The following is a 23,004-nucleotide window of genomic DNA, read 5'->3' as shown; positions in this document are numbered from 1 at the left end:
TTAAGCTCAGTAGCGCCAAAAGTAGTTGGAGGATCGCCTCCTGCGAGGATAGGACATCGCGATGCAAAGTAAAGGCACCCGCAAGGGTGTCTTTTTGTTCTAATTATTATAGACTTTACCCAGCTGCCTGTTAAAATAGGCTATATGCTACTCGAATGGAAAGGGGGCAGTTAAATGGGAAAATATACTAATGAATATAAGCAAATGATTATTAAAGAGTATTTATCCGGAACAGAGTGGTCGACCATGGAAGCCATTTTTGAGCCAGCCAGAAGCACCATGCAAACTTGGGTTCATGAGTATTTATTAGCTAACCCGGAAGAAACCATTCAACTATATGAAGCGGAACGGGCTGATAAGCAACAATTACTTGAAAGTTCAATACTGCAACTAACGGAGTCATCTGAAGAAGCAGTAGAGCAATTACCTGGTCTTGAAACTACGGAAACTGAGTTGGGTGTCGTAACTGATGATGAAATGTTAGCCGCTCTTAAAAATCATGAGCCTAATGCGACAGTCTATTATCAAGTAATTATGAGTAAGGCTGATCAGCGTTACTTAGGAATATCAGATGATCAAGTGGCTCATTTAGCAAATCTACCAGTAGCTGATACTTTTACCTATTTCCATGATACGGTGGTTGCATCAGCCGAGCAGGTGGTTGAGCTTGAATTACTGGAGCATAATGCATCTGGAACTGTAATTTTGCAAGGCTATCAAGCAAGTGACGAGGATTCACTTGATACTGCTGTGCATATTGATTGGTTATTGGATCAATTTACAAACGATGGACAAGTTGATATACCAGAAAATAATGTCCGGCTAGTCTATAATGTTTTAGATAATTATGCGATTGAAAAATTGAAGCAGAGCTATCTAAAGCGGAAAGCAAAGATATTAGCACATTACCAGGCAACTGGTGAACTAGTTTGGTTTTGAAAAATGCCCCTTTCATTCATCAGAAAGGAGCATTTTTTTATGTCTAATTAAAAGTGTAAGAACTGACATTCAAATCATCATATGCTTGATAGTAGAGACTTCTATTATTTAAGGAATATGCGCAACGATAGATAGTATAGGTCGTTGAACGTTGTGCACTTCGCGGAACAGTTACCGAATTTAAAATGTGCCAGGTCTCAATTAAATTAGCGGCTTCATCTGCCGGGGTGATAGCATATTCCTTTAGCAGCGTTGCACGGATAAACCGTGCCGTCGGTGTAAAACCGCCTGGGAGGCCCAATTTACCACTGAAATTACCACTTGAAATTTGATTGAGATTATTAGCCGGACTCGAAAAATCCATGTATTGGTTTAGCTTAGAAATTTCACGCTCAAAATTAGGTGCATTGGTAAGGAGGCCAATTTGGTTAACCTTAACTTCTAAACGGCCAGCAAGAGGCTCAATATTAATCATGGCACCAGTTTTATCAGCAAAAGCAAAGTGTAAATCATTACGGCCAAATTTAAAAGTTGCATTTGTGTCGGTCATTAGTTGGATTTGAGCAATATTTTCAATGATTTCGGCGACGGATTTAAAATTACCTAAAACCCAAAGGACAAATTCAAAGGGAGCGAGTTGTTTTAACTGGGGATTAATCGTTTGGCTATAAACTGAGGCATTTGAGAAGGTTAATTTTTGCCCAGCCAAGCCAAATTCATTGATACCATCTGAGAGGTCAGCGTGAATATTTTCAATGTCATGTCCAACGCCAAGGATAGCATATTTATTTGTAAATACTTGGTTCTGACAGACACCCAACCATTGATAATTGCGGGGCAAAATGATTGGCCTAGCTGGAAAGGTATGCCAATCCATGGTGCGGGCTAAGAGCAGACTACCATCCACGGCTTGCATTTTGATACTGGTACACATAGGCGCTCCTCATAAAGTTAAAATTTACTTATCATAAGTATAGAGGATATGCGAGAAGGTTAAAAGCCACTTGAAAGGAATTAATTTTCGCGTTATATTAGCTTTAACTTAATTTTCAAAAGGCAGGCTCCACTTATGCGATTATTTCCCGCAGAAGAACGTAGAAAAATTTTAGCAATTGATTCAAAAAGCTTTTATGCCAGTGTTGAAGCAATTGAGGCTGGCTTGAATCCATTAACTGCGGTGCTTGTAGTTATGTCAACAGCAGAAAATGCCGGCAAAGGCTTGATTTTAGCAGCATCGCCGATGGCTAAAAAGTTATTTGGTATTTCTAATGTATCAAGAGCATATGAGGTACCAGTCAATGATCCTCGCCTGGTAATTAAGGAACCAAGGATGAACTATTATATTGCCGTGAATAAGCGGGTAAATGATATTTTCCGTGCCTATGTTGCAGATGAAGATTTACACATTTATTCGATTGATGAATCCTTTTTAGATGTAACGGATTCTTGGACCTATCTATGTTCACAATATGGTGCTGATTTGACTTTAAAAAAATTAGCTAGAATTATTCAGCAACGATTACGTCAAGAAATTGGGTTATACCTATCAGTCGGTGTAGGCGATAATTTAACAATGGCTAAACTAGCGCTAGATTTAGAGGCCAAGGGAGCCCATGATTTATTTGCTGAATGGCATTTTGAGGATGTCCCTAAAAAATTATGGCCGATAAAAAACTTAGATCAGGTATGGAGTATTGGTAGTCGAACAGCTAAAAGGTTACATCGATTAGGCCTTATGTCAATGAGGGACTTGGCTTTAGCTGACCCCACAACTTTGCAGGCTGAATTTGGCGTGAAGGGCGAGGCTCTGTTTGCACTAGCATGGGGAATTGACCGCAGTCGGATTACTGAAAAACACGGGGTTAAACAGCGCTCTTTATCAAATGGTCAAGTATTACCCAGAAATTATCAAGATCCTTTGGAAATAAAAAATGTAATTCGTGAAATGGCTGAACAAATAGCTGCGCGGCTAAGAGCAGAGCACCTAATTTCTGGGCAAGTGACATTGACTTTGGGTGGTAGTTGGCAAAATTCGACTAGTGTTAGGGGACAATTTGGCTTATCACCAACTAATCAAACAAGTAAACTTGTGGTTGCTTTTGAAACGATTTTTGAGCAAATCTATCAAGGTCAAAGTATTCGAAATATCTATGTAGCCGCCCAAAAAGTTCAGGCAAATAAGCGTGAACAACTTGATTTATTTGTTGATTATCGACAAGATGATAAGCAAAAACGTTTAGATCAAGTTGTTGATATGCTTAGAAAGCAATATGGTGTAACTGCAATCATTAAATCTAATTCATTAGGTGCCGGGGGAACGATGCTTTCAAGGGCCGGCCTGGTTGGCGGCCATCGAGGTGGAAACGCATATGGATAAGCAGCATCAGCAAAACATAAGTGCTTATCAGAAAGCGCAAACTTTTTTTGAAGAAAGATACTATGACCGCGGTATGGTCAAATGGTTAGGCTACTATTTATCAGATCATACGGAGCAAATTGCTAAAGAACAAGCTTACAATACACAGATTAAGGCGCGTAGTTGGCAAACAGCAATGACAGAAATTGAGATTACTGCCCTATTATTTAAGGCATATCGGCAGCGGTTAAAGGTTGACCTTCAAGTTAAGCTACAGAGTATTGATGGCACTTTGCCGGCATTAGTTAGTGGTATTGTACAGGGGTACGATGAAAATAACTTCGTTTTTATTGGTACAGACGCTATAAAGATTGATGATATTCAATGGGTCGGTTTTCATAAGTGATTTTTGATAAAATTAAAGTAATTAATTTGAAACGAGGAAGGAACATTGGCACTATCATTACTCTTTGGACAAGCAAGTGTTGATCATGAGCTTGCCTTATTAAAAGAAATGCAAGCATTAAGGCAACAAGATGCCCAGGCAGAGCTCTTTTATATTGTTCCTAACCATATTAAATTTGAATCAGAAATCAAAGTATTAGCACGCCTTGCAGAACTTGATGGGCGACATGGTGCTGCTTTAGTGACACCCAAGGTTCAGGTTTTTTCATTAAGCCGGTTATCTTGGTATTATATGAAAAATGACCCACTCTATCAGCAGGCAAACCTTTCAAGTAATGGTATGGTCATGCTAGTGCAGCGTTTACTAGTTGAGCGAGCAGATCAGTTAGAGCAGTATGCCGGTCTACTAGGCAAACAAGGGTTTATTAAACAATTTGCTAAACAATTATTAGAGTTAAAGGAATCTGGTTTAAGTTGGGACGAAGTAACAGCAATGACTGCGGCGTTAGATGGGCAGGTGGTACTTCAACATAAATTAAATGATTTAGCTTTAATTGGTCGAGCACTTGATCAAGAATTAAAGGAGCGAAATCAATATCTTTCAAGTGAATTATTGACCGCACTAGGACTTTTTCTTAAAACTGACCAGATTGATTTGAGCCAGCAGCATTTCTTTATTAATGGTTATTCGCAGATGACGACAAGCGAACGCGGTGTCGTTGAAGCGTTGATTGCCAATGCAGGTAGCGTAACCATTGCGCTGCCCTCGGATGAGGGAGCTGCTAGTTTGCTACAAAAGGAGCTTGTAGATTACGATTTATTTTATAAGCCAAAACGTTTGGCACAAAAGTTACAAAATTTTGCGCAAAGCAACAATATTAGCGTTCGCGCTAAAAGTATTACCGATAAGCGTAAAATGTCTGATACTTACTTGGCACTTGAAGATTTTTGGATTAACTATGTTCAACATGGTATTGAAAAGACTCAGGCAAATCAACAGGTACCGGATTTAGAAATTCTAGAATTAACATCACGTTACCATGAAGTCGAACAAATGGCCCGTATAATCCGCCGAGAAGTGGCAATGGGTCGGGCGCGTTATCGGGATTATATTTTATTGACGCGTGATTTAGGTCAGTATGAGAATATTATTCCAGCTGTTTTTGCTAAATACGACTTACCGATTTTTATGGACTTAGACCGGCCGATGGCCCTGCATCCTTTAGTTGCCTTTATTCGTCAATTACTTAGTTTGGCACCAAACTACGCTTTGACCGATATTATGGCCTTATTAAAGACAGAATTATTGATACCAGCAGAAGTAAATATTGATGATTATCGAGCTGCCTTGGCCTTGACCGAAAATTATGCCCTGGCGAAAAATTACTCTGGTTGGCGTTGGACAGATGCAAAGCCATGGCAATATGATTATCGGGTTACTGAGGATGATGATGAAACGGTGCGCTTAAGAGCGGCAGCCCAAGATGCACAATTAGCGATGATACATGAACAGATTAGTACACTCGTAAAGCCCTTTTTAGACCAATTAAAAGCAGCCACTGATGCCCGTGAGATTGCTCGCCTTTTGTATGCGTTTTTGATTAGAGCTGGGGTTGATAAACGGATATTAGCTTGGCGTGATTTGGCAATTGAACAGGGGGATTTGTGGTCAGCTCAGCAACCAGAGCAAGTTTGGCGTAACTTAATCGCTATTTTAGATGATTTCGTGGCAGTCTTTGACCATGAGCAGATTGACTTAGCCGAATTTAATGACCTACTAGGAGCTGCCTTCGACAATGCCAAATATAGTGGTATTCCAGCAACAATGGATCAGGTAAGAATCTCTGAAAGTGGTATTGTGCAAAATAAAGGTTATTGCACCGTGATGATTTTTGGGGCAACAAGTGCAAATATGCCGGCAACGATGAAGCAACATGCTTTATTGCATGACAGTGACCGAGTTCATTTACAAGCTGTTTTACCAAACGAAATCGCACTTCAAGATACTGTTGATCAAACCATGGCAGATGAAGAACTGTTAATTTACAATGCGATGATGATTGGGACTAAACACCTTATTTGGTTATACGCAACAAGTGATGGCGAGAGTGCGCAGCAGGCTTCTACATATATTCTGCGTTTGAAGCGAGCTTTCTTTGTTGAAAGCAAAGTTTTGCCAAGCTTGCCCAATTTTAATGCCGATGCAAAAACAGTTGATATTTGGGTTGGGTCACCAGCAGCAAGTGCCGCTAATGCACTGGTTGCTGCTAGACTAGCACAAGTGAACCATGGAGTTTTGAGCCCTGCCTGGCAATCCTTGATAGGTTTAGTTCGACAAAATGACTCAGCCTTAATGGAACGCTTATTTGCAGCTTTAGACTACCGCAATCAGCCGCAAAAATTGAAAAATGATTTAGTTAAAGCGTTATTTGGTGATAATTTAAAAACTTCTATCTCTAGGTTGGAGAGTTATGCGCGCAATCCATACGAGTTTTTCTTGAAATATGGACTACGGTTAAATGAACGCCAAGTTTTAGCATTAACCCCAGCTGAAAAGGGTACGTTAATGCACGGATTACTTGAACGTTCCTTTAGAGGAGTGATTAGTCGGGCGGAACCTCTAGGAAAGCTAACGCAAGCCGAAGTTTCAGCGACCGTTAAAGCAGCTTTAGCAAATCTATTAGCATCAGATGATCCAACCTATGATATTTTTAAATCAACTGCACGCATGAAATTTTTGACTGGTTTGCTTAGTCAAACTGTTGAACAAGCACTTTTGAGTATGCAGCGCGGTCAAACAATTGATGGATTGACACAGAGTTTAGCAGTTGAAACTGGTTTTGGATTAGGGCAACAGAGTTTAAAGCCACTTGTACAACATTTACCATTAGGTGAAGTTACTGTGCGTGGAAAGATTGATCGTTATGACCAGGTTGGTCAAGATTATTTAGTCGTTGTTGACTATAAATCAGGTAATAAGTTGTTTGATTATAATCAAACCTTAGCAGGCTTAGAACTACAATTACTGACATATTGGGATGCGATGGTAAAGAATGCGCAAAGTTTGGCTAATAAACAAATGGCTGCAGCTATGTTTTGGTCACTAAGTACAACGGTGATTAAAGCTGAGGACTTAAATGCAAACTCTTTTGTAGATTTGCAGACGCAGGCACTAGCAAGTACCTATGAACAAGGTAAGTATCGTGGCTTGATTTTGAATCAAGACGATTTTATTGAACAACTAGCTGGTTCAGATGAAGAAAATAGTCCTTTTGCAATCAAGCGCAAAAAGTCAGGTGAATTTGCGGCCAGCGCTGATGTTATCGATCAAGAAGAACGTGATTTGTTATTAGACTTCGTTGCAGCTAAAACGGCGTCAATTGCTGGTCAAATTTTACGTGGTGAATTCCCGCTTGCACCATACCGGATGGGAAATAAGAGTGCCTTACAATATTCTGAATATAAGGCAATTATGCGTTTTGATGCAATGATGGGTGACCACTATCATGATTTAAATGGTGGTTTAAAGAAAGCTGATGCTTTAGCTGAAATGCAGCGATTAATTGATCAAGTAAAAGGGGCAGAGAACTAATGGCAATGGATTTTACTGAAACGCAGAAAGCTGCGATTGAAACCAATGACAAAAATATTTTAGTATCGGCTTCGGCTGGTTCTGGTAAAACTCGTGTCTTGGTTGAACGGGTTATCCAAAAGTTACTTGCAGGGCAAGATATTGATCGTTTTTTGATTGTTACCTTTACTGAAGCTGCTGCTGCTGAGATGAAAGACCGGTTAGAACGTACCCTGACCAATGCATTGCATACTAGCGATGAGGGTATGAAACCTCACTTACGACGCCAGTTAAGGCTGTTAAAAGTGGCCAATATCTCAACATTACATGCTTTTGCTTTACGGTTAATTGAGCAATATCATTACGCAATTAATTTAGATCCACAATTTAGGTTAGCTGATGATGCCGAGTCAACTTTATTAATGTTAGAGGTATACCAAGATGTCTTAGAGCAAGCCTATGAGAATGATTCAGATGGTCACTTTAAGCGCTTTGTACGTCAATTTGCGACTAGTAGTCAAGAAGACCGCCCATTACAGGATGCTGTTTTTAAACTCTTTAATTTTGCAATGGCGCGATCAGATACTGATGAATGGCTTGCTAGTTTATCAAGCAGTTATCAAATTAATGGTGATTTTGGGCAAAGCCAATTTTTCAAAAATCAATTAGCACCGGAAATCACTAAAAAGTTAGATAGCCTAATCATTCAAAACCAAAGCTTACAAGCAGAAGCGATTGTTGATGAAGCCGATGCGGGAACCAAAAATCGTTTTGAAAATTTGTTACATGATGGACAGTTATTGGATCAGATTCGGCAACAGTTTAATTTACAGACCGATTTGACTTGGAATCAATTAGTAACGGTGATTCAAGCACAAAGTTTTGATGGTTGGGGCAAAATTGATGGTAAAGGTAAGAATTTCAAAAAAGATACCGATACAAGCATCAAAAGTAGTTGGGCCGCAATCAAAGAACGCCGAGATGTAATTATTAGCGAATTTAATCAACTTAAAAAAGCTTATTTTTTACTGGATACTGAAGGTTTAGCTGTTACATTAATAGGTGCAAGGCAGGTTATAGAGGATTTAGTTGCTTTAGTACAAACATTCCGGCAGCAATTTTTAGCAGAAAAACTACGGCGGAAAGTTCTAGATTTTAACGATTTGGAACATTTTGCTTTAGCAATTGTTGAGCAAGCACCAATCGCAACTGAATTACGTGAACAATATACAGAGATTATGGTTGATGAGTATCAAGATACTAATCAGCTACAAGAGGCAATTTTACAGGCATTTGCACGATCAAATAATGTTTTTCAAGTTGGTGATATTAAGCAATCAATTTATAAATTTCGGCAGGCTGACCCAACCCTTTTTAGAGAGAAGCTACAGGCTTATCCGCAAACAGAAGCTAGTACGGTGATAACACTGCAAGAAAATTTCCGGTCACGACCAAATGTAACTAACTTTATTAATTACTTATTTACACAGCTAATGAGTGAGGATTTAGGCGATGTTGACTACGCTGGTTCGCATAAGCTAGTTGCTGGAGCCGATTATTATCCAACTGAATTACCCAAACATGCCGAATTGTTGGTTTATCTAAATAACAAAGCTGATCAAGATGAAGCTAATCAAGAGGACTTTGTCGATGATGAAGGTTATACGGCAACGACCGGGCAGATTACTTTGATGGGTTTGAAAATTAAAGAACTAATGGCAGAGGGGATGTTGATTTATGATCGTGAACAACAAAAGCAACGCCCATTAACTTATGGCGATATTACAATTCTAGTTCCTGCTCGTGGACAAAACCTAGATGTTCTATCCGTTTTTCGCGGTTTAGCAATCCCAATTACGATTAGTGGGGCTGAAAATTTCTTCCAAACGATGGAAGTATCAATTATGTTAAGCTTGCTACAAATAATTGATAATCCCCAGCAGGATATTCCTTTGGCTGCGGTACTTCGTTCACCTATCTATAATTTAGCGGAAAATGCCTTAGCGTTTATTCGGGCACAAAAAATTGATGGTGATTTCTTTACAGCGGTAAAGCAAACGGCAGCTGAAAATACAATTTTATTGGCAACAGATGCGCTATCAACAGCGGACGTTGAAACAATTATCACAACCCTAAGGCGCTTTTTAAATGATTTGGCTGCATTCAGGCAATTAGCTGTGCAAAACCAAATTGTTAGCTTAATTTGGGAGATTTACCGGCGAACAAATTGGTTAGATTATGTTGGCGGGCTACCAGCTGGTGAACAGCGACAAGCGAACCTACATGCCTTGTATGAACGAGCAGCGGCTTATCAGCGGTCCTCTTTTGTTGGTTTATATCAATTTATTAATTATGTTCAACAAATTCAGGCGCAAGATAAAGATTTGGGTGTCGCAGATGCAAATGTGCTAAGTGATGCCGTGCAATTAATGACGATTCATCATTCCAAGGGCTTGGAATTCCCAGTTGTTTTCATGCTTAATACAAGTCGTAAAATGATTTCTGGCCAAGACACAGCTGGAAGCATCATTTTAGATGCAAAAGCGGGGGTAGGCATTGATTTTACTGATGTTGAGCATAATTTACGTTTGCCAACGCCGGAAAAAGCTTACGTAAAAGAGGCGATTCGACGAGATGCCTTTGCTGAACAATTAAGAGTGCTCTATGTAGCCTTAACGCGGGCTGAACAGCATATTTTTATGGTTGGGACATATAAATCAACTGAAGAAGTATGGAAGAAATGGTCAGTTGCAAAATATGGGAGCCAAACAATGTTACCTGACTGGGCACGTTTACAAGGTAACTCATATTTAGATTTAGCGGGGATGGCCTTACTAAGGCATCCTGACAGTCAGACCAAATTAATGGCGAATGATGATTTTGATTTTTCTGAATTTACACCACTTGCACCAATCAATGATTTTGACTTTGATTTTACAATTGCAAATAGCAGTGATTTGGCTAAGCTGGCTACACAGATTAGCGCTAATGATATGCGTCAAGCTTCAAACGATTTAGATTCAATAAAAGATGGGGAACTTGAAAAATTAGTTGGGGAATGGCAGCAAATTTTCAAGTACAATTACCAGTTTGCTAATGTGACTCGGGCAAGTAATTATCAATCTGTTTCCGAATTAAAACGTCTATTTGAAGATCCAGATATTGTTGATGGTCAGCCAGGTGTTGACCGGCGTTTAGTTGGTGATGACTATGCTGGCTTAAGATTTAAGACAACTGACTTGCCCGAACCAAGTTTTATGCAAGTAGATACAAATCAAGTTAGTGCGGCTGCAGTTGGTACGGCTACGCATCTACTGATGCAGCAAATTGATTTGACGCAGTCCGGTGATTTGATGCAGCGGCTACAAACATTATTGAATAAATTAGTTATTGATGGAATTATTGAGCCTGCAGTTGGTCAAAAAATTAATCTTACGCAAGTCGTTGAATTTTTCCAAGATTCAGAGCTGGGCTTAAAGATGCAGGCCAATCTTGCGACCTTAGAGCGGGAAGTTCCTTTTTCCTTGTTATTACAAGCCGATCGCTTATACCAAGGAGTTGATGCAGATGAAAAAGTTTTAGTTCATGGAATCATGGATGGCTATTTTCTGGTTGGTGATGAAACGTGGCTTTTTGATTATAAGACAGATTATATTGCGGCAAACGAAGATGCAAAAGCAATTTTAAAACAACGGTATCAAGCTCAACTGCGGATTTATGCGCAAGCATTAACAGCAATGGGGAAAGTCAACGTGCGAACCTTCATTTATTCATTAAATCAAAATCAATTAATAGAATTGTAAAAAGAGCTTAAGCAAAGAGATTGTAAGTTAATCACTTATAATCTTTTTTTTGCTTGTTTTTGTTTGTGAATTGTTTTACAATTTATCCGATAGAGAAAAACAAATTTCTAATTCCATGAAGGAGAAAAATGATGAAAGCAGCTGTTGTACGCGAGAACTTGGATGGATATGTAGACTTAATCGATAACTGGGAGCCCCGCGCATTAAGTTTCGGAGAAGCTTTGGTTGATGTTGAGTATAGTGGTCTATGTCACACAGACTTACACGTTGCTGGGGGCGATTTTGGTGATCCATCAACAATCAACCCACGACCTTTCCGTCGTGTAATTGGTCACGAAGGTGTTGGTCGGGTTACTAAGTTGGCAGAAGGGGCTGATGACTATTTGAAGATTGGTGATCGCGTTTCAATTGCTTGGTTCTATGATGCCTGTGGTAATTGTGAGTATTGTAATTCTGGAAATGAAACTTTCTGCCGTAAGGTTCGTAATGCCGGCTTTTCAGTTGACGGTGCTATGGCACAACAAGTCGTTGTAAATGCTAAGTATGCTGTTAAGGTACCAGAGGGCTTGGACCCAATGGAAGCTTCATCAATTACTTGTGCTGGTGTAACGATGTATAAGTCATTAAAGGTTGGTGAAACTAAGCCTGGTCAGTGGGTCTCAGTTGTTGGTGCTGGTGGTCTTGGAAACTTGGCAGTCCAATATGCTCACAATGTCTTCGGTGCTCACGTTGTTGCAGTTGATGGAAACCCTGATAAGCTGGCTGCTGCCAAGGAAATGGGCGCTGAATTGCTAATTAACCGTAAGACTGAGGATGTACCAGCTGTAATCCAAGAAAAAGTTGGTGGCGTGCATAATGCGCAAGTTACAGCTGTTAATACAACTGCTTTTAACCAATCAATCGCTTCTTTGCGCCCAATGGGTAAGTTGGTAGCTGTTGCTTTACCATCAGGTGATATGGGCTTGAATGTTGTTAAGACTGTTTTGGACGGAATTGAAGTACGTGGTTCTTTGGTTGGAACTCGTGAAGATTTGAAGGAAGCCTTCCAGTTTGGTGCTGAAGGTAAAGTTAAGCCAATCGTAACACGTGCCGATATTCGTGATATTAATGACGTAATTGATGAAATGAAGAATGGTAAAATTACTGGTCGCATGGTCTTTGATTTTACTAAAATGTAAAAATAGCAAGGTTAAATTGGTCTGCAATTTAACTTAGCACGAAAAAAGGTCTACCAAGTTGGTAGGCCTTTTTTGTATAGCTTGCTTTATATGGTAGTAATTAAAAAGCCTCTCAGATGTAGCTGCTTTGATTTTACAAATTTATAAAACTTAGCATCTTTGATTACCATAGCAAGAACAATAGCAGTGGGCTTATCATCATGCCAGGATAATAAGCTCAAAATCATGTATGATTTGTTGATTTTTGAAAAGTTTAGAACGCTGAGGAATGCTTCGACGTTTTTTGTTAGTACTACTTAAGTAGTACTAACAAATTAGCACCAAAAACACAATAAAAACGTTTACATTAAAAAAAGCTATTGACCTTATAAAGGTAACCCCCTACAATAGCTAACAGTGTTAATTAATTTGGGGAGCAGATGAAAGGAGCGGACATGGAATATCAAGAACTAGCAGAACGTTTTTTTGCTTGTGTTAAGAACAAGCAGACTAAAGGGGTAATGATGCGCCTGAGTGAATACGCGCATGGTGAGCAAATGATTTTAACTTATTTGTACAAGCATGCTAATGAAGCAGTCGTACCAAGTGATTTAGCTGCACATGCACGGTTAAGTAGTGCGCGAATTGCCACAGTTTTGAATGGACTTGAAGAACGAAACATGATTAAACGCGAAATTTCTAAAACTGATCGCCGTAAAATCCTGGTTACTTTGACACCATTGGGGCAAGTTGAAGTGAAAAAGGCAATTGAAGTGGCTCTTAGTCGGGCAGCGCATATCTTTGAACAAATGGGTCCAGAGAAAGCAGCAGCCTTTGTTGAAGGTCTTGAATTGTTTTTAAAACTAGGAATTGAAGTAGAAGAAGGAAAAGAGGAAGTCTGATGGCAGAAGTAGAAAAGGCTCAAATGCTAGACACACATGGTAAGCCTTTTAATCGTGGTGCAATGGTACTACTGATTTTGATTGCTACCTTTGCTGGTATGTTGATGCAAACGGTTCTAGGAACCACATTACCTGCTTTGATGAAGGACTATAACATCACAATGGCAACCGCCCAACAAGCAACAACTTGGTTCTTGCTTGCCAACGGTGTGATGGTGCCCGTCTCAGCATATTTAGCAACAAAGTTTTCAACTCGTAAGTTGTACATGGTTGCATTTTTAGCATTATTTATTGGAATTTTAATTTCATTTTCAGCACCAGATCCTAAGCCATCAACTTGGTGGATTTTCTTGGCCGGACGGATTATCCAAGCTAGCGCGGTTGGTATCTCAATGCCTTTGATGCAAGTTGTTTTCGTTAACATCTACACGCCAAAGGAAATGGGAAAGGCGATGGGAATGGCCGGCTTAGTTGTTGGCTTGGCACCAGCCGTTGGACCTACCTTTGCTGGTTGGATTTTAAACCAAAACCACGTTATTTTGGGTTTGACGCTTTCAAATTCATGGCGCACGATTTTCTTGTTGCCTTTGGTTGTTTTGGGCTTGGCTTTGTTGGCTAGTCCATTTATCTTGCACGATGTTTTGCCTAACAGGAATGTTAAGCTAGACATCATCTCATTTGTTGAAACAATTTTAGGCTTCGGTCTATTCTTGCTTGGCTTTACTAATGTTGCCTCAGACGGTTGGGGTAACCTGACAACAGTTATTGCACCAATTGTTGCTGGTATTGTAATTATCATCTTATTTGCCTACCGACAATTGCATATGGAGAAGCCTTTCTTGGATTTGCGCGTCTTCAAGATTAAGCAATTTACTTTGACCACAATCGTGACCGCCTTGATTATGATGGCCATGATGGGTGTCGAAATGATGCTACCTTTGTACATGCAAGAAGTGCATGGGTTGACAGCCCTTCAATCAGGCTTGGCTCTATTGCCCGGTGCTTTGATGATGGGAATCATGTCACCAATTTCTGGTATGGCCTATGATAAAGTTGGTGCCCGTCGCTTGGCCTTAGTCGGAGCTACAATTTTGACCATTGGAACGCTACCATTTATGTTCCTAACGGCTGAAACATCAAATATCTACATTACCGTGCTATATGCGGTTCGGATGTTCGGAGTTGCCATGGTCTTCATGCCAATGACTGCTTCGGCGATGAATGCTTTGCCACGTGAGAGTGCAGCTGATGGTACGGCTTCAAATAACACGGCACGTCAAGTAGCGTCAGCTGTTGTGGTGGCATTATTATCATCAGTTGCGCAAAATATTATCACAAATTCAGAACCAGCCAAGCATTTGAAGGTAACCAACCCATTGCAATACGCTGATAAGATGATTACGGCAATGTTGAATGGTTATCATGCATCATTTATGTTGGGAACCGTCTTTGCGCTCTTAGCATTGATTATTGCAATGTTCTTACAAGGTAAGCACAAGCCTCGTGATTTGGCAAAGGAGGATGTTGCATAATGATTATTTTATTAATTGTTCTATTTGCGATTGCAACCTATGTAAGTTTAGTGGTTGTTAAACCACTAAGCGGCCGTATTATTGCAGGAACTATCTCATTGTTGCTACTCTCCGGCTCAGTTTTAATACTGACGATGCATATCTCTCAAAACTGGGGTATGAAGGAAGTTACAACAACGACAACTAAAAATATTTACACTGCTGGTGAGACATCAGCACCATACGGTATGATGATTAAGGCTGAAATTGGTCAGGGCACTAATAATTACGTGCTAATTTATCGAACATCAGCTAACGAAAAGAAACCATCAGTTAATTTCAAACCTAATGCTAGTTCAATTGATAAGATTGTGACTGCGGTTAAGAAATCAGCTACCTATAAGTTGACAGATACAACGACGGCGAAGGCGGTTACCAAAACGACCAGATTGACTTATTCATCAGCAATGACGAAAGCCTTATTCGATTGGGGAACTGAAAATCATCGTTTGGTTAAGCAAGCAACTGTAGTTGAAGTACCAAAAGACACTTGGCTCGTTTTGACAGCCGGACAAGTTGCTAAGTTACAAAAGCTTGCTCCACAGATGCAAGCACAAGCAGCGGCTGACCCAGCGAAGGCTGCGCAAATGCAAGCACTAGCTAAATCAGATCCAACTGCATATGCTAAGTTGCAAGTTTCAGCAATTAAGCAAGCTTTGGGAATTAATTAATTTATCAAAAGTCCACCAGATAGGTGGGCTTTTTTGTAAACAAAAAAAGCCAAATCCGTGGACTTGGCTGAAACTTGCTGGGCTAATTTAGTTTTGGCTTGGATAGAAGCCAGGCCAAACCAATGAAGGCAGTAATAATAACAAAAATTGAAGCAAAGAGGATGTTGTAAGAACCGTGGTCAATCATCAAGCCACCATAGACTGGGCCAAGCGCGCGTCCAAGTGAAATAAACATGGTGATTAAACCTTGGGCTTGCCCCCGAGCTTCCGGACTACTAATTCGATCAATCCAAGCGGGAACTTGTGGCGAAACAAACATCTCACCAATGGTTAAGATAACAAAGGCGAAAATAAAGTCCCAATAACTGTGGGCAAAAATTAGCCCGATAAAAGAGATTGCGAACAGAAAACTACCACCTAAAACGGAAACTTTGAATGGAATTTTAACAATCACACGGTCAAGTAAAATACCACCAGCAATAATAATTAAACCATTTAGGGTCCATAGGAAGGAATATTGTTCAGTTGAAAGCCCCATTGCCACCATATGACTAGCAACGACGGTTTCCCAAAGGACATAACCCATATAAATAGCGAAAACCAAGCCCAATAAAGCATACACTAGACGTGGCCAGTGCAATTTAAGTCGTTTGGTGTGTGCTGTTAAATTGGCACGCCGTTGAAGTCCTTCAATTTTGAAATAACGGATAACCATATATAGAAATCCAATGTACATTAAGCTAGCCGCTGCAAAGACAAAGGCAATACCATGGTTGAAGATAAAGCCGACCCCAGCCGTACCGACTACCACACCTACGTTCAAGAAAAGGTACTGCATGTTGAAAACTCGGCGCAAATCAGTTGATTTGATACTAGCAGCAAAGGCGTTTAGGAGAGCATAAATAATACCGTCGGTAAAGCCAAGCAAACTAAGTAAAATGGCAAAAATGGGCCAGTCATGGAAAAAGGTTAAGGCAATTAAATCAAGTAAAGAAATAGAAACAGCAAACACCATTGAAAGATAGGGGTTCCAGCGGTCAAATAAACGGCCCCCCAACCAGGAACCAAGCATCATTAATAATGACATAGCCATTAAAACGATACCGGCATTGGTCATGCTTTCGCCTAACTCATTGTGCATATAAAGGGTTGTGATTGGCCAAAGTAGCGAAGCACCTGTGCTTTGAATTAAATTTGCAATGTATAGAACAGGGGCTTTAATTTCGCTTTGCATTTTGGGCGATCTATCAGCTTCCGATAATTGAGACATAAATCCTCCGATTTTTAGTTAAGATTATAAATTTGAGTTTAGCATAGTTTTACTTCTTGTTATACTTAAAAAGTGAGCATGTTGAGTAGGAAGGTAATTGAGGATGGCAATAAAGAAACCTGAGTATATTTTGGCAATTGACCAAGGCACCACCGGAACGCGGGCAGTGGTTTTCAACCATAACGCCCGGCGAGTTACGACGCAAACAACGCCGTTGACATCGCTTATTTCACAGACTGGTTGGTTAGAACAACGTCCCTTAGATATTTGGAGTTCTGTCCAAACAGCGATTGCAGATGCGTTAATCCAAGCTGGAGTACGTGGTGATGAAATTCGAGCAGTTGGGATTGCTAATCAACGTGAAACAACGATTATTTGGGATAAACGTACTGGACAGCCTATTTATAATGCAGTTGTCTGGTCTTCGATTCAATCACAAGAAGTTGCAGAAGCTCTTGCTGATCAAGCACATATGGATTTGATTCGCGAAAAAACGGGGTTACCACTATCAACATATTTTTCAGCAACCAAGATTCGATGGATTCTTGACCACGTAGAAGGTGCACAAGCACTGGCTGAAGCCGGTGACTTACTCTTTGGTACGGTAGATACTTGGCTAATTTGGAATTTAACAGATGGCGAAATCCATGCTACTGATATTTCAAACGCTTCAAGGACGATGCTGTTTAATATTAATACGCTTGAATGGGATGACGAGCTATTGGCATTATTTAATATTCCTAAAAGTATGCTACCTATTGTTAAGCCGAGTGGCCAAATTTTTGGCAATACTAATCCGATGCGCTTCTTTGGTGGTAGTGTACCAATTGCCGGTGTTATTGGTGATCAAAACGCATCGCTAGTTGGTCAATTAGCTGTTAAACCGGGGATGATAAAAAGTACTTATGGTGCTGGTGCTTTCATGATGCTTAATACTGGTAGTAAACCTGTAACCTCAAAGCGGAATTTGGTTACAACAATTGCTTATCAAATAGGTGATCGGCCGGTTTATGCTTTAGAAGGGTCTGTTTTTGCGGCTGGGACGGCACTACAATGGCTGCATGATGAATTGGATATTATTGATACTCAATTAGATGCTTGGGAGGCCGCGGAGGCTTCGACAAACGAAGATGAAGTTTACGTTGTTCCGGCATTTAATGGTTTAGGTGCACCTTACTGGGATCCGAATGCGCGTGGTGCTGTCTTTGGGATGACTAGAGGAACTAACCGGAATGATTTTATCAAAGCAACCTTACAGTCAGTGGCCTACCAAACGGCTGATATTTTGGAAATTATGGCCGATGAGTACACAGGAAATATTCATACAATTATGGCTGATGGTTCAGTTGCACGTAATCCATATCTAATGCAATTTCAGGCTGATGTAACTGGAGTGACGATTAAGCGTGCGACAGACGAAGATACAACGCCTCTAGGGGTTGCCTTTCTAGCTGGTTTAGCGATTGGCTATTGGTCATCACTTGAAAATCTACAACATTTGATTGATGATGGTCGTAAGTTTTATCCAGCAATGCCGATTCAACATCGGGATAATTTAATTGATGGTTGGCAACGGGCAATCCGGGCAACCCAATATTTTGGGAATAATGATAGTAATCGATGAAAAATATTTACATGGATATAGCTTATTTTTGAAAAAAGTTTTATAATATAGCTGTTGAACGGAAACGTTTACATTTACTTAATGATTTAGATTTTGCATAAACGCACAGAGGAGAAGTAACATGCCCGCAGAGATTACGACGTTGTTGACATTTTTCGGTGGAACAGGTGATTTAGCTAAACGTAAGCTATACCCTTCAACCTATAACCTTTTTAAAAAGGGCTTTTTGCAAGAGCACTTTGCGGTAGTTGGAACATCACGTGCAGACTTGACTAAAGAAGAATTTCATCAGGTTGTCCGTGAGTCAATCGCCAGCTTTGTTGAAGATGAGGCTAATGCTGAGGAATTTATTTCACACTTCACTTATATTAAGCAAGATATTACCGATCAAAGTTCATATGCAGCAATGAAAGCTTTAAATGATGAGCTAGATGCTAAGTATGAATTACAAGGTAACCGTATTTACTATATGTCAGTTGCACCACGCTTCTTTGGAACGGTTGCTAAATTCTTGAAGTCAGAGGGCTTGATTACTGAGAACGGTCAATTTAACCGCTTGATGATTGAGAAGCCATTTGGTTCATCTTATGCAACTGCCGAAGATCTACAAAATGAATTGTCACAAGCCTTTGATGAGGCGCAAATTTTCCGAATCGATCATTATCTTGGTAAAGAGATGGTTCAAAACATTGCAGCGGTCCGTTTTGGTAATCCACTATTTGATGCAGCCTGGAATAAGGATTACATCCAAAATGTACAGGTTACTTTAGCTGAAGTTTTGGGTGTTGAAGAGCGGGCTGGTTACTATGACACAATTGGTGCTTTGCGGGATATGATTCAAAACCACACTATGCAAATCATTGGTTGGTTAGCAATGGAGAAGCCCAGTGAATTTACTGACACGGCAATTCGGGCAGCTAAGAATGCAGCTTTCAATTCATTAAAGATTTATGATGCTGCTGGCGTTGAAGAGAACTTTGTTCGCGGTCAGTATGGTGAAAGCGCTGATGGTAGTCAAAAAAAGTATCTTGATGAATTGGATGTACCAGCTGACTCACAAAATGATACTTTTGTAGCTGGAAAACTACAATTTGCTATGCCTCGTTGGGAGGGCGTACCATTTTATATCCGCTCAGGTAAGCGTCTAGCTGCTAAGCAAACACGTGTAGATATTGTTTTTAAGCAAGGCTTGAATATCTTTGGTGGTGATGTTAAATTAGGTAACCCAGTCCTATCAATTTTGATTGATCCTAAGGGTAAGATTGAATTTAAGCTTAATGCTAAGGATGTAACTTCAGAGTTCTTGACGCGTATGATTAATTTGCAGTGGCAAGTTTCTGAAGAAGACCAACGAGTTACACCAGAACCATACGAGCGTATGATTCATGATGCCATGGATGGTAATGGTTCTAACTTTGCTGATTGGAATGGTGTGGCAATTGCTTGGAAGTTTGTCGATGCAATTCAAGAAGCTTGGGATGCAAAGCATGAAGATTTCCCTAACTACGTTTCAGGTTCAATGGGACCTGATGCAGCAGATGAACTTTTGGCGCGTGACGGAAATGCTTGGGTCTTTAAAGGCTAATCAATAATAAGAAGAAAGGTCAACCACTTGATATAGTGGTTGACCTTTTTAATTTACCAAGGGAAGTTAGGTTGCGTTGCACCATAAATTGCCTGATTTTGTTGACTTTGATAGGCCCAATTTTGATTACCAAAATCATAGTGCCACCATTCTTCAGGATAATTAGTAAAACCCGCAGCAAGCATTATCTGGTAGAGCCAGCGCCGATTATTGCGGGCTGTCACTTCACTTGGGCTGGTTGGTTGATTTTCTTCAAAATAACTCGTTTTGGCATAGTTGCTAGTATCATCAAAAGGTGAGGCCATCTCCAACAAACGGCCTTGTGGGTCGACAATTGATAGGTCAATTGAACCACCGGTATTATGCGGGGAAGGCTTGGTGGCTAAGGTTGATGGTAAGGCGACAATGCGCAAGGTTGCTACTTCAAGTTGACTAGCTGACCAAGTTGGATTAGCTTTGGCAAGTTGCTGTTGATAGCTGTCAAATAAAGCTTGTTGTGTAGCAATCGAGCGCCAAGCATCAAAAACGACCAGTTTATAACCAGTAGGCAGGCTATGTGCGGCCTTGACCAAGTGTTTAAAAGCACCAGAACGTAAGAAAATTTCAGGTAAAGCGCCTGCAATGCCTTGAATAAAATACTGCGGACTAACGATAATCTTTTCTGGTAAATAACTGACGGAAACTAATGACTCTGCTTGTTCATTAATCGGTAATGAAAAAATTGTCTGACGATTCCAAATAGTTTGCACTGGAATAGCTTGCTTAATATCCATGGTTGCCTCCTACATTTTATAATTTTGCTAAAAAGTTGAGTAGCGTGGTATTAAATAAGTCAACATTTTCTAAATGGGGGATGTGACCAACATCGGGGATGATTTTAACTTCTGATAAGCTATTTTTTTGTAATTGGCAGGCGGCGTTAGCATGTTCAGCTGGGTAAAGCGGTGATTTTGCCCCCGCAATAAAGAGGTGTGGGATGCGTTCTTGTGACAGCGTAGCCCGCCAGTCTGCTGCAATGGTATCTAATAGGAGCGTTTGACCCACTTGAAAATTAAAAGGCATATTGTAGGGCTGCATTGTTAGCTTCATAGCCTGTGATAGGGGGTGGGCCATTAAATGTAATTGTGGGAGGCGTTGCATGAAATCGGGGATTTCAGCAAAGGTTAAGCCAGTTTGACCATCGAGCCAATTGGTCTTTTGCAAAATGGTTGGTGTTTGGTCTTCTGTGATAACAGCCCGTAAACGTTGGTCGGTGAATAGCGTTTCATAAGTCATGGCAATGACAGCACCCATTGAATGGCCAACTAAAGTTACTGTTTCTAAATCAAGTACATTCATTAATTCATGTAAGTCGACGGCTAGGCGAGCAGCCGTTAGTCCATAAGTTACCTGAGAGCTATGGCCATGACTACGATGATCATAGGTAATCACCCGATAATCAGCAGCTAGCAAGGGTTCGATTTGATAATACCAGGTAACTTCGCTTGATGAATATCCAGTCAGCAAAATAACTGCAGGTTTAAGTTGACCGCCATAATCATGATAATGGATTGTGACCTGATCGCTGGTTATAAATTCTGGCATGCTGGGGCTCCTTTATTTTTATCTAAGTGCCTCTATTCTAGCGCAGTTGGGTATAATTAGCAGTAAAAAAAGACCGACACAAGCCTTGTGTCAGTCTTTTGATTGAATCGTATTTTATTAAAATTTTTGTTATCAAGGTTACGCGATACAACTTAGCGTTCGATGATTTCACGCAGAACTTCTTCTAAATGAATTCCGTGGCTAGCTTTAAGTAGTAGCATATCATCACGGGTCAAGACCGCCTTTAATTCGCTTACCAAGGCAGATTTTTCATCATTTGCATACAATTTAACTCGGTCAGCTGGATACTTATCGGCTAGCTGTTCGGCCAAAGCTTTAATAATGTCACCAACTAAGTAAACTCTTTGGATACGTTGTGGATCAAGTGAATCAGCCAAGCTTGCGTGAAGTTTAGGCCCCACACTACCTAGTTCGAGCATATCACCTAGGACAACAACGTGGTCGCCATCAGTTGGCACTTCGGTAAAGAAATTGAGGACCTCTTTGGCAGCAGTTGGATTTGAGTTATAGACATCAGACAAAATTTTCCCACCAAAACTACCATCAACCCATTCGGTGCGGTTTTCAGTAATCGGAGCATGTTGGAGGCCCAATGCAATCTGGTCGTAATCAATTGCTAGCTGGCGACCAACTGCGATTGCAGCTAGAGCATTAGCGACGTTATAGCGACCAGTAAGTGGAATCGAGAAACGACGGTCACTTTGGTTAGTTTGGAAAGTTGTTTGGACGGGTGACATATCCATTTCGCTAGCAAAAAAATCATCGTGGTCATTCAGACCAAAGGTAACGCTTTGTAGGTCTGGATGTTGATTAACCCGCTCTTGAAGCAGTGGCTCATCCCCGTTATAGATTAAGACCCCATTGGGCTTCATGCCATTAATAATTTCCATTTTTCCATCGGCAATATGGGCCCGGGTTTTGAAAAATTCGATATGAGCTTCACCAATCATAGTCAAAACGGTAATGTCAGGATGGACTAACTCTGATAAGTGGGTTAAATCACCTGGTCGGTCCATACCAAATTCAATAACTAAAAGCTCAGTATCAGTAGGCATTGATAGAATCGTCTTAGGGACACCAATTTCGTTATTGAAATTAGCCGGGGTTTTAAATGTTTTGTAGGTGGTGGCACCAATAGCGGCTACTAAATCTTTGGTAGTCGTTTTACCGTTAGAACCAGAAATTGCTACAACTTTAGGTGCGACTTTAGTCAGATAGTAAGCGGCTAAAGTTTGATAGGCAACCAATGTGTCGCTAACAATAATGGTGGGTACATTTTTAGGTGCTTGAGCCAAATGATCACTTTGCCATAAGGTTGCTATGGCACCTTCAGCTACAGCAGCTTGAATGTAATTATGCCCGTCATGGTCAGCAACCAACGGTACGAAAAGACTACCGCTTGTTGCTTTACGGGAGTCAAAAGTTGTGTTGGTTATTTCAACAGGCTTTTCATTAAGTACTTTAGCATGTAGGACATCTTTAATTTCAGCTAGGCTTAATTTGATCATGGTATGCTTCCTTAATTATCTTTGATTAGTTTAATTT

At 40.3% G+C, this 23,004-nt stretch carries 16 protein-coding genes; 11 read left to right on the top strand and 5 right to left on the bottom strand.

Annotation, left to right across the window (positions count from 1 at the left end; all coding sequences use genetic code 11):
* Nucleotides 1–174: 174 nt before the first annotated feature.
* Nucleotides 175–939 (top strand): hypothetical protein, encoded by a 765-nt coding sequence (locus TT13_RS08575; protein WP_027699602.1) that lies wholly within the window; start codon nt 175–177, stop codon nt 937–939.
* A gap of 43 nt (nt 940–982) precedes the next feature.
* On the opposite strand, the gene TT13_RS08570 is transcribed toward TT13_RS08575, so the two are convergent.
* Nucleotides 983–1,873: a choloylglycine hydrolase family protein gene (locus tag TT13_RS08570; protein WP_027699601.1), complete on the bottom strand. Its 891-nt coding sequence runs from the start codon at nt 1,871–1,873 to the stop codon at nt 983–985.
* A 135-nt stretch (nt 1,874–2,008) separates the two neighbouring features.
* Here TT13_RS08570 and TT13_RS08565 point away from each other — a divergent pair, with 135 nt between their 5' ends.
* The 8 genes from TT13_RS08565 (at nt 2,009) to TT13_RS08530 (ending at nt 15,375) form a co-directional block, all read left to right on the top strand.
* The gene (locus tag TT13_RS08565; protein WP_027699600.1) at nt 2,009–3,316 is read left to right on the top strand and encodes a Y-family DNA polymerase; all 1,308 of its coding nucleotides are present in this window, start codon (nt 2,009–2,011) and stop codon (nt 3,314–3,316) included.
* A complete protein-coding gene (locus TT13_RS08560) occupies nt 3,309–3,701 on the top strand; it encodes a hypothetical protein (protein WP_045477039.1) in 393 nt (130 codons plus the stop codon). Before TT13_RS08565 ends, TT13_RS08560 begins: the two co-directional genes overlap by 8 nt.
* Before the next feature lie 45 nt (nt 3,702–3,746).
* Nucleotides 3,747–7,292: a PD-(D/E)XK nuclease family protein gene (locus TT13_RS08555; RefSeq protein WP_027699598.1), complete on the top strand. Its 3,546-nt coding sequence runs from the start codon at nt 3,747–3,749 to the stop codon at nt 7,290–7,292.
* Complete coding sequence (gene addA, locus TT13_RS08550) at nt 7,292–11,074, top strand: helicase-exonuclease AddAB subunit AddA (protein WP_242868531.1); 3,783 nt, start codon at nt 7,292–7,294, stop codon at nt 11,072–11,074. The genes TT13_RS08555 and addA overlap by 1 nt, the downstream gene beginning before the upstream one ends.
* A gap of 131 nt (nt 11,075–11,205) precedes the next feature.
* Nucleotides 11,206–12,252, top strand: coding sequence for an alcohol dehydrogenase AdhP (gene adhP / locus TT13_RS08545; protein WP_027699596.1), 1,047 nt, complete (start codon nt 11,206–11,208; stop codon nt 12,250–12,252).
* Nucleotides 12,253–12,686: 434 nt separating this feature from the next.
* Complete coding sequence (locus TT13_RS08540) at nt 12,687–13,133, top strand: MarR family winged helix-turn-helix transcriptional regulator (RefSeq protein ID WP_027699595.1); 447 nt, start codon at nt 12,687–12,689, stop codon at nt 13,131–13,133.
* Entirely contained in the window at nt 13,133–14,665 is a 1,533-nt protein-coding gene (locus tag TT13_RS08535) for an MDR family MFS transporter (protein ID WP_045477036.1), read from the top strand. The genes TT13_RS08540 and TT13_RS08535 overlap by 1 nt, the downstream gene beginning before the upstream one ends.
* Nucleotides 14,665–15,375 (top strand): DUF4811 domain-containing protein, encoded by a 711-nt coding sequence (locus TT13_RS08530; RefSeq protein WP_027699593.1) that lies wholly within the window; start codon nt 14,665–14,667, stop codon nt 15,373–15,375. Before TT13_RS08535 ends, TT13_RS08530 begins: the two co-directional genes overlap by 1 nt.
* Before the next feature lie 82 nt (nt 15,376–15,457).
* On the opposite strand, the gene TT13_RS08525 is transcribed toward TT13_RS08530, so the two are convergent.
* Entirely contained in the window at nt 15,458–16,609 is a 1,152-nt protein-coding gene (locus TT13_RS08525) for an MFS transporter (protein ID WP_052348606.1), read from the bottom strand.
* A gap of 139 nt (nt 16,610–16,748) precedes the next feature.
* Here TT13_RS08525 and glpK point away from each other — a divergent pair, with 139 nt between their 5' ends.
* Together glpK and zwf are read left to right on the top strand one after the other, a co-directional pair.
* Nucleotides 16,749–18,269 (top strand): glycerol kinase GlpK, encoded by a 1,521-nt coding sequence (gene glpK / locus TT13_RS08520; protein WP_027699591.1) that lies wholly within the window; start codon nt 16,749–16,751, stop codon nt 18,267–18,269.
* A gap of 121 nt (nt 18,270–18,390) precedes the next feature.
* Complete coding sequence (zwf, locus tag TT13_RS08515; RefSeq protein WP_027699590.1) at nt 18,391–19,854, top strand: glucose-6-phosphate dehydrogenase; 1,464 nt, start codon at nt 18,391–18,393, stop codon at nt 19,852–19,854.
* Between the two features lie 53 nt (nt 19,855–19,907).
* Here zwf and TT13_RS08510 read toward each other — a convergent pair whose 3' ends face one another.
* The 3 genes from TT13_RS08510 to TT13_RS08500 all read right to left on the bottom strand — a co-directional run bounded on the left by TT13_RS08510 (nt 19,908) and on the right by TT13_RS08500 (nt 22,964).
* Nucleotides 19,908–20,627: a M15 family metallopeptidase gene (locus TT13_RS08510; RefSeq protein ID WP_027699589.1), complete on the bottom strand. Its 720-nt coding sequence runs from the start codon at nt 20,625–20,627 to the stop codon at nt 19,908–19,910.
* 16 nt (nt 20,628–20,643) lie between these two features.
* Nucleotides 20,644–21,438: an alpha/beta fold hydrolase gene (locus TT13_RS08505; RefSeq protein WP_027699588.1), complete on the bottom strand. Its 795-nt coding sequence runs from the start codon at nt 21,436–21,438 to the stop codon at nt 20,644–20,646.
* Between the two features lie 152 nt (nt 21,439–21,590).
* Nucleotides 21,591–22,964, bottom strand: coding sequence for a UDP-N-acetylmuramoyl-tripeptide--D-alanyl-D-alanine ligase (locus TT13_RS08500; RefSeq protein ID WP_027699587.1), 1,374 nt, complete (start codon nt 22,962–22,964; stop codon nt 21,591–21,593).
* Nucleotides 22,965–23,004 lie beyond the last annotated feature (40 nt).

The organism is Weissella oryzae SG25 (assembly GCF_000691805.2).
Taxonomy (GTDB): Bacteria; Bacillota; Bacilli; order Lactobacillales; family Lactobacillaceae; genus Weissella; species Weissella oryzae.
The sequence above is the reverse complement of the archived record's forward strand: the minus strand, read 5'-3'. Positions and strand labels throughout refer to the sequence as shown.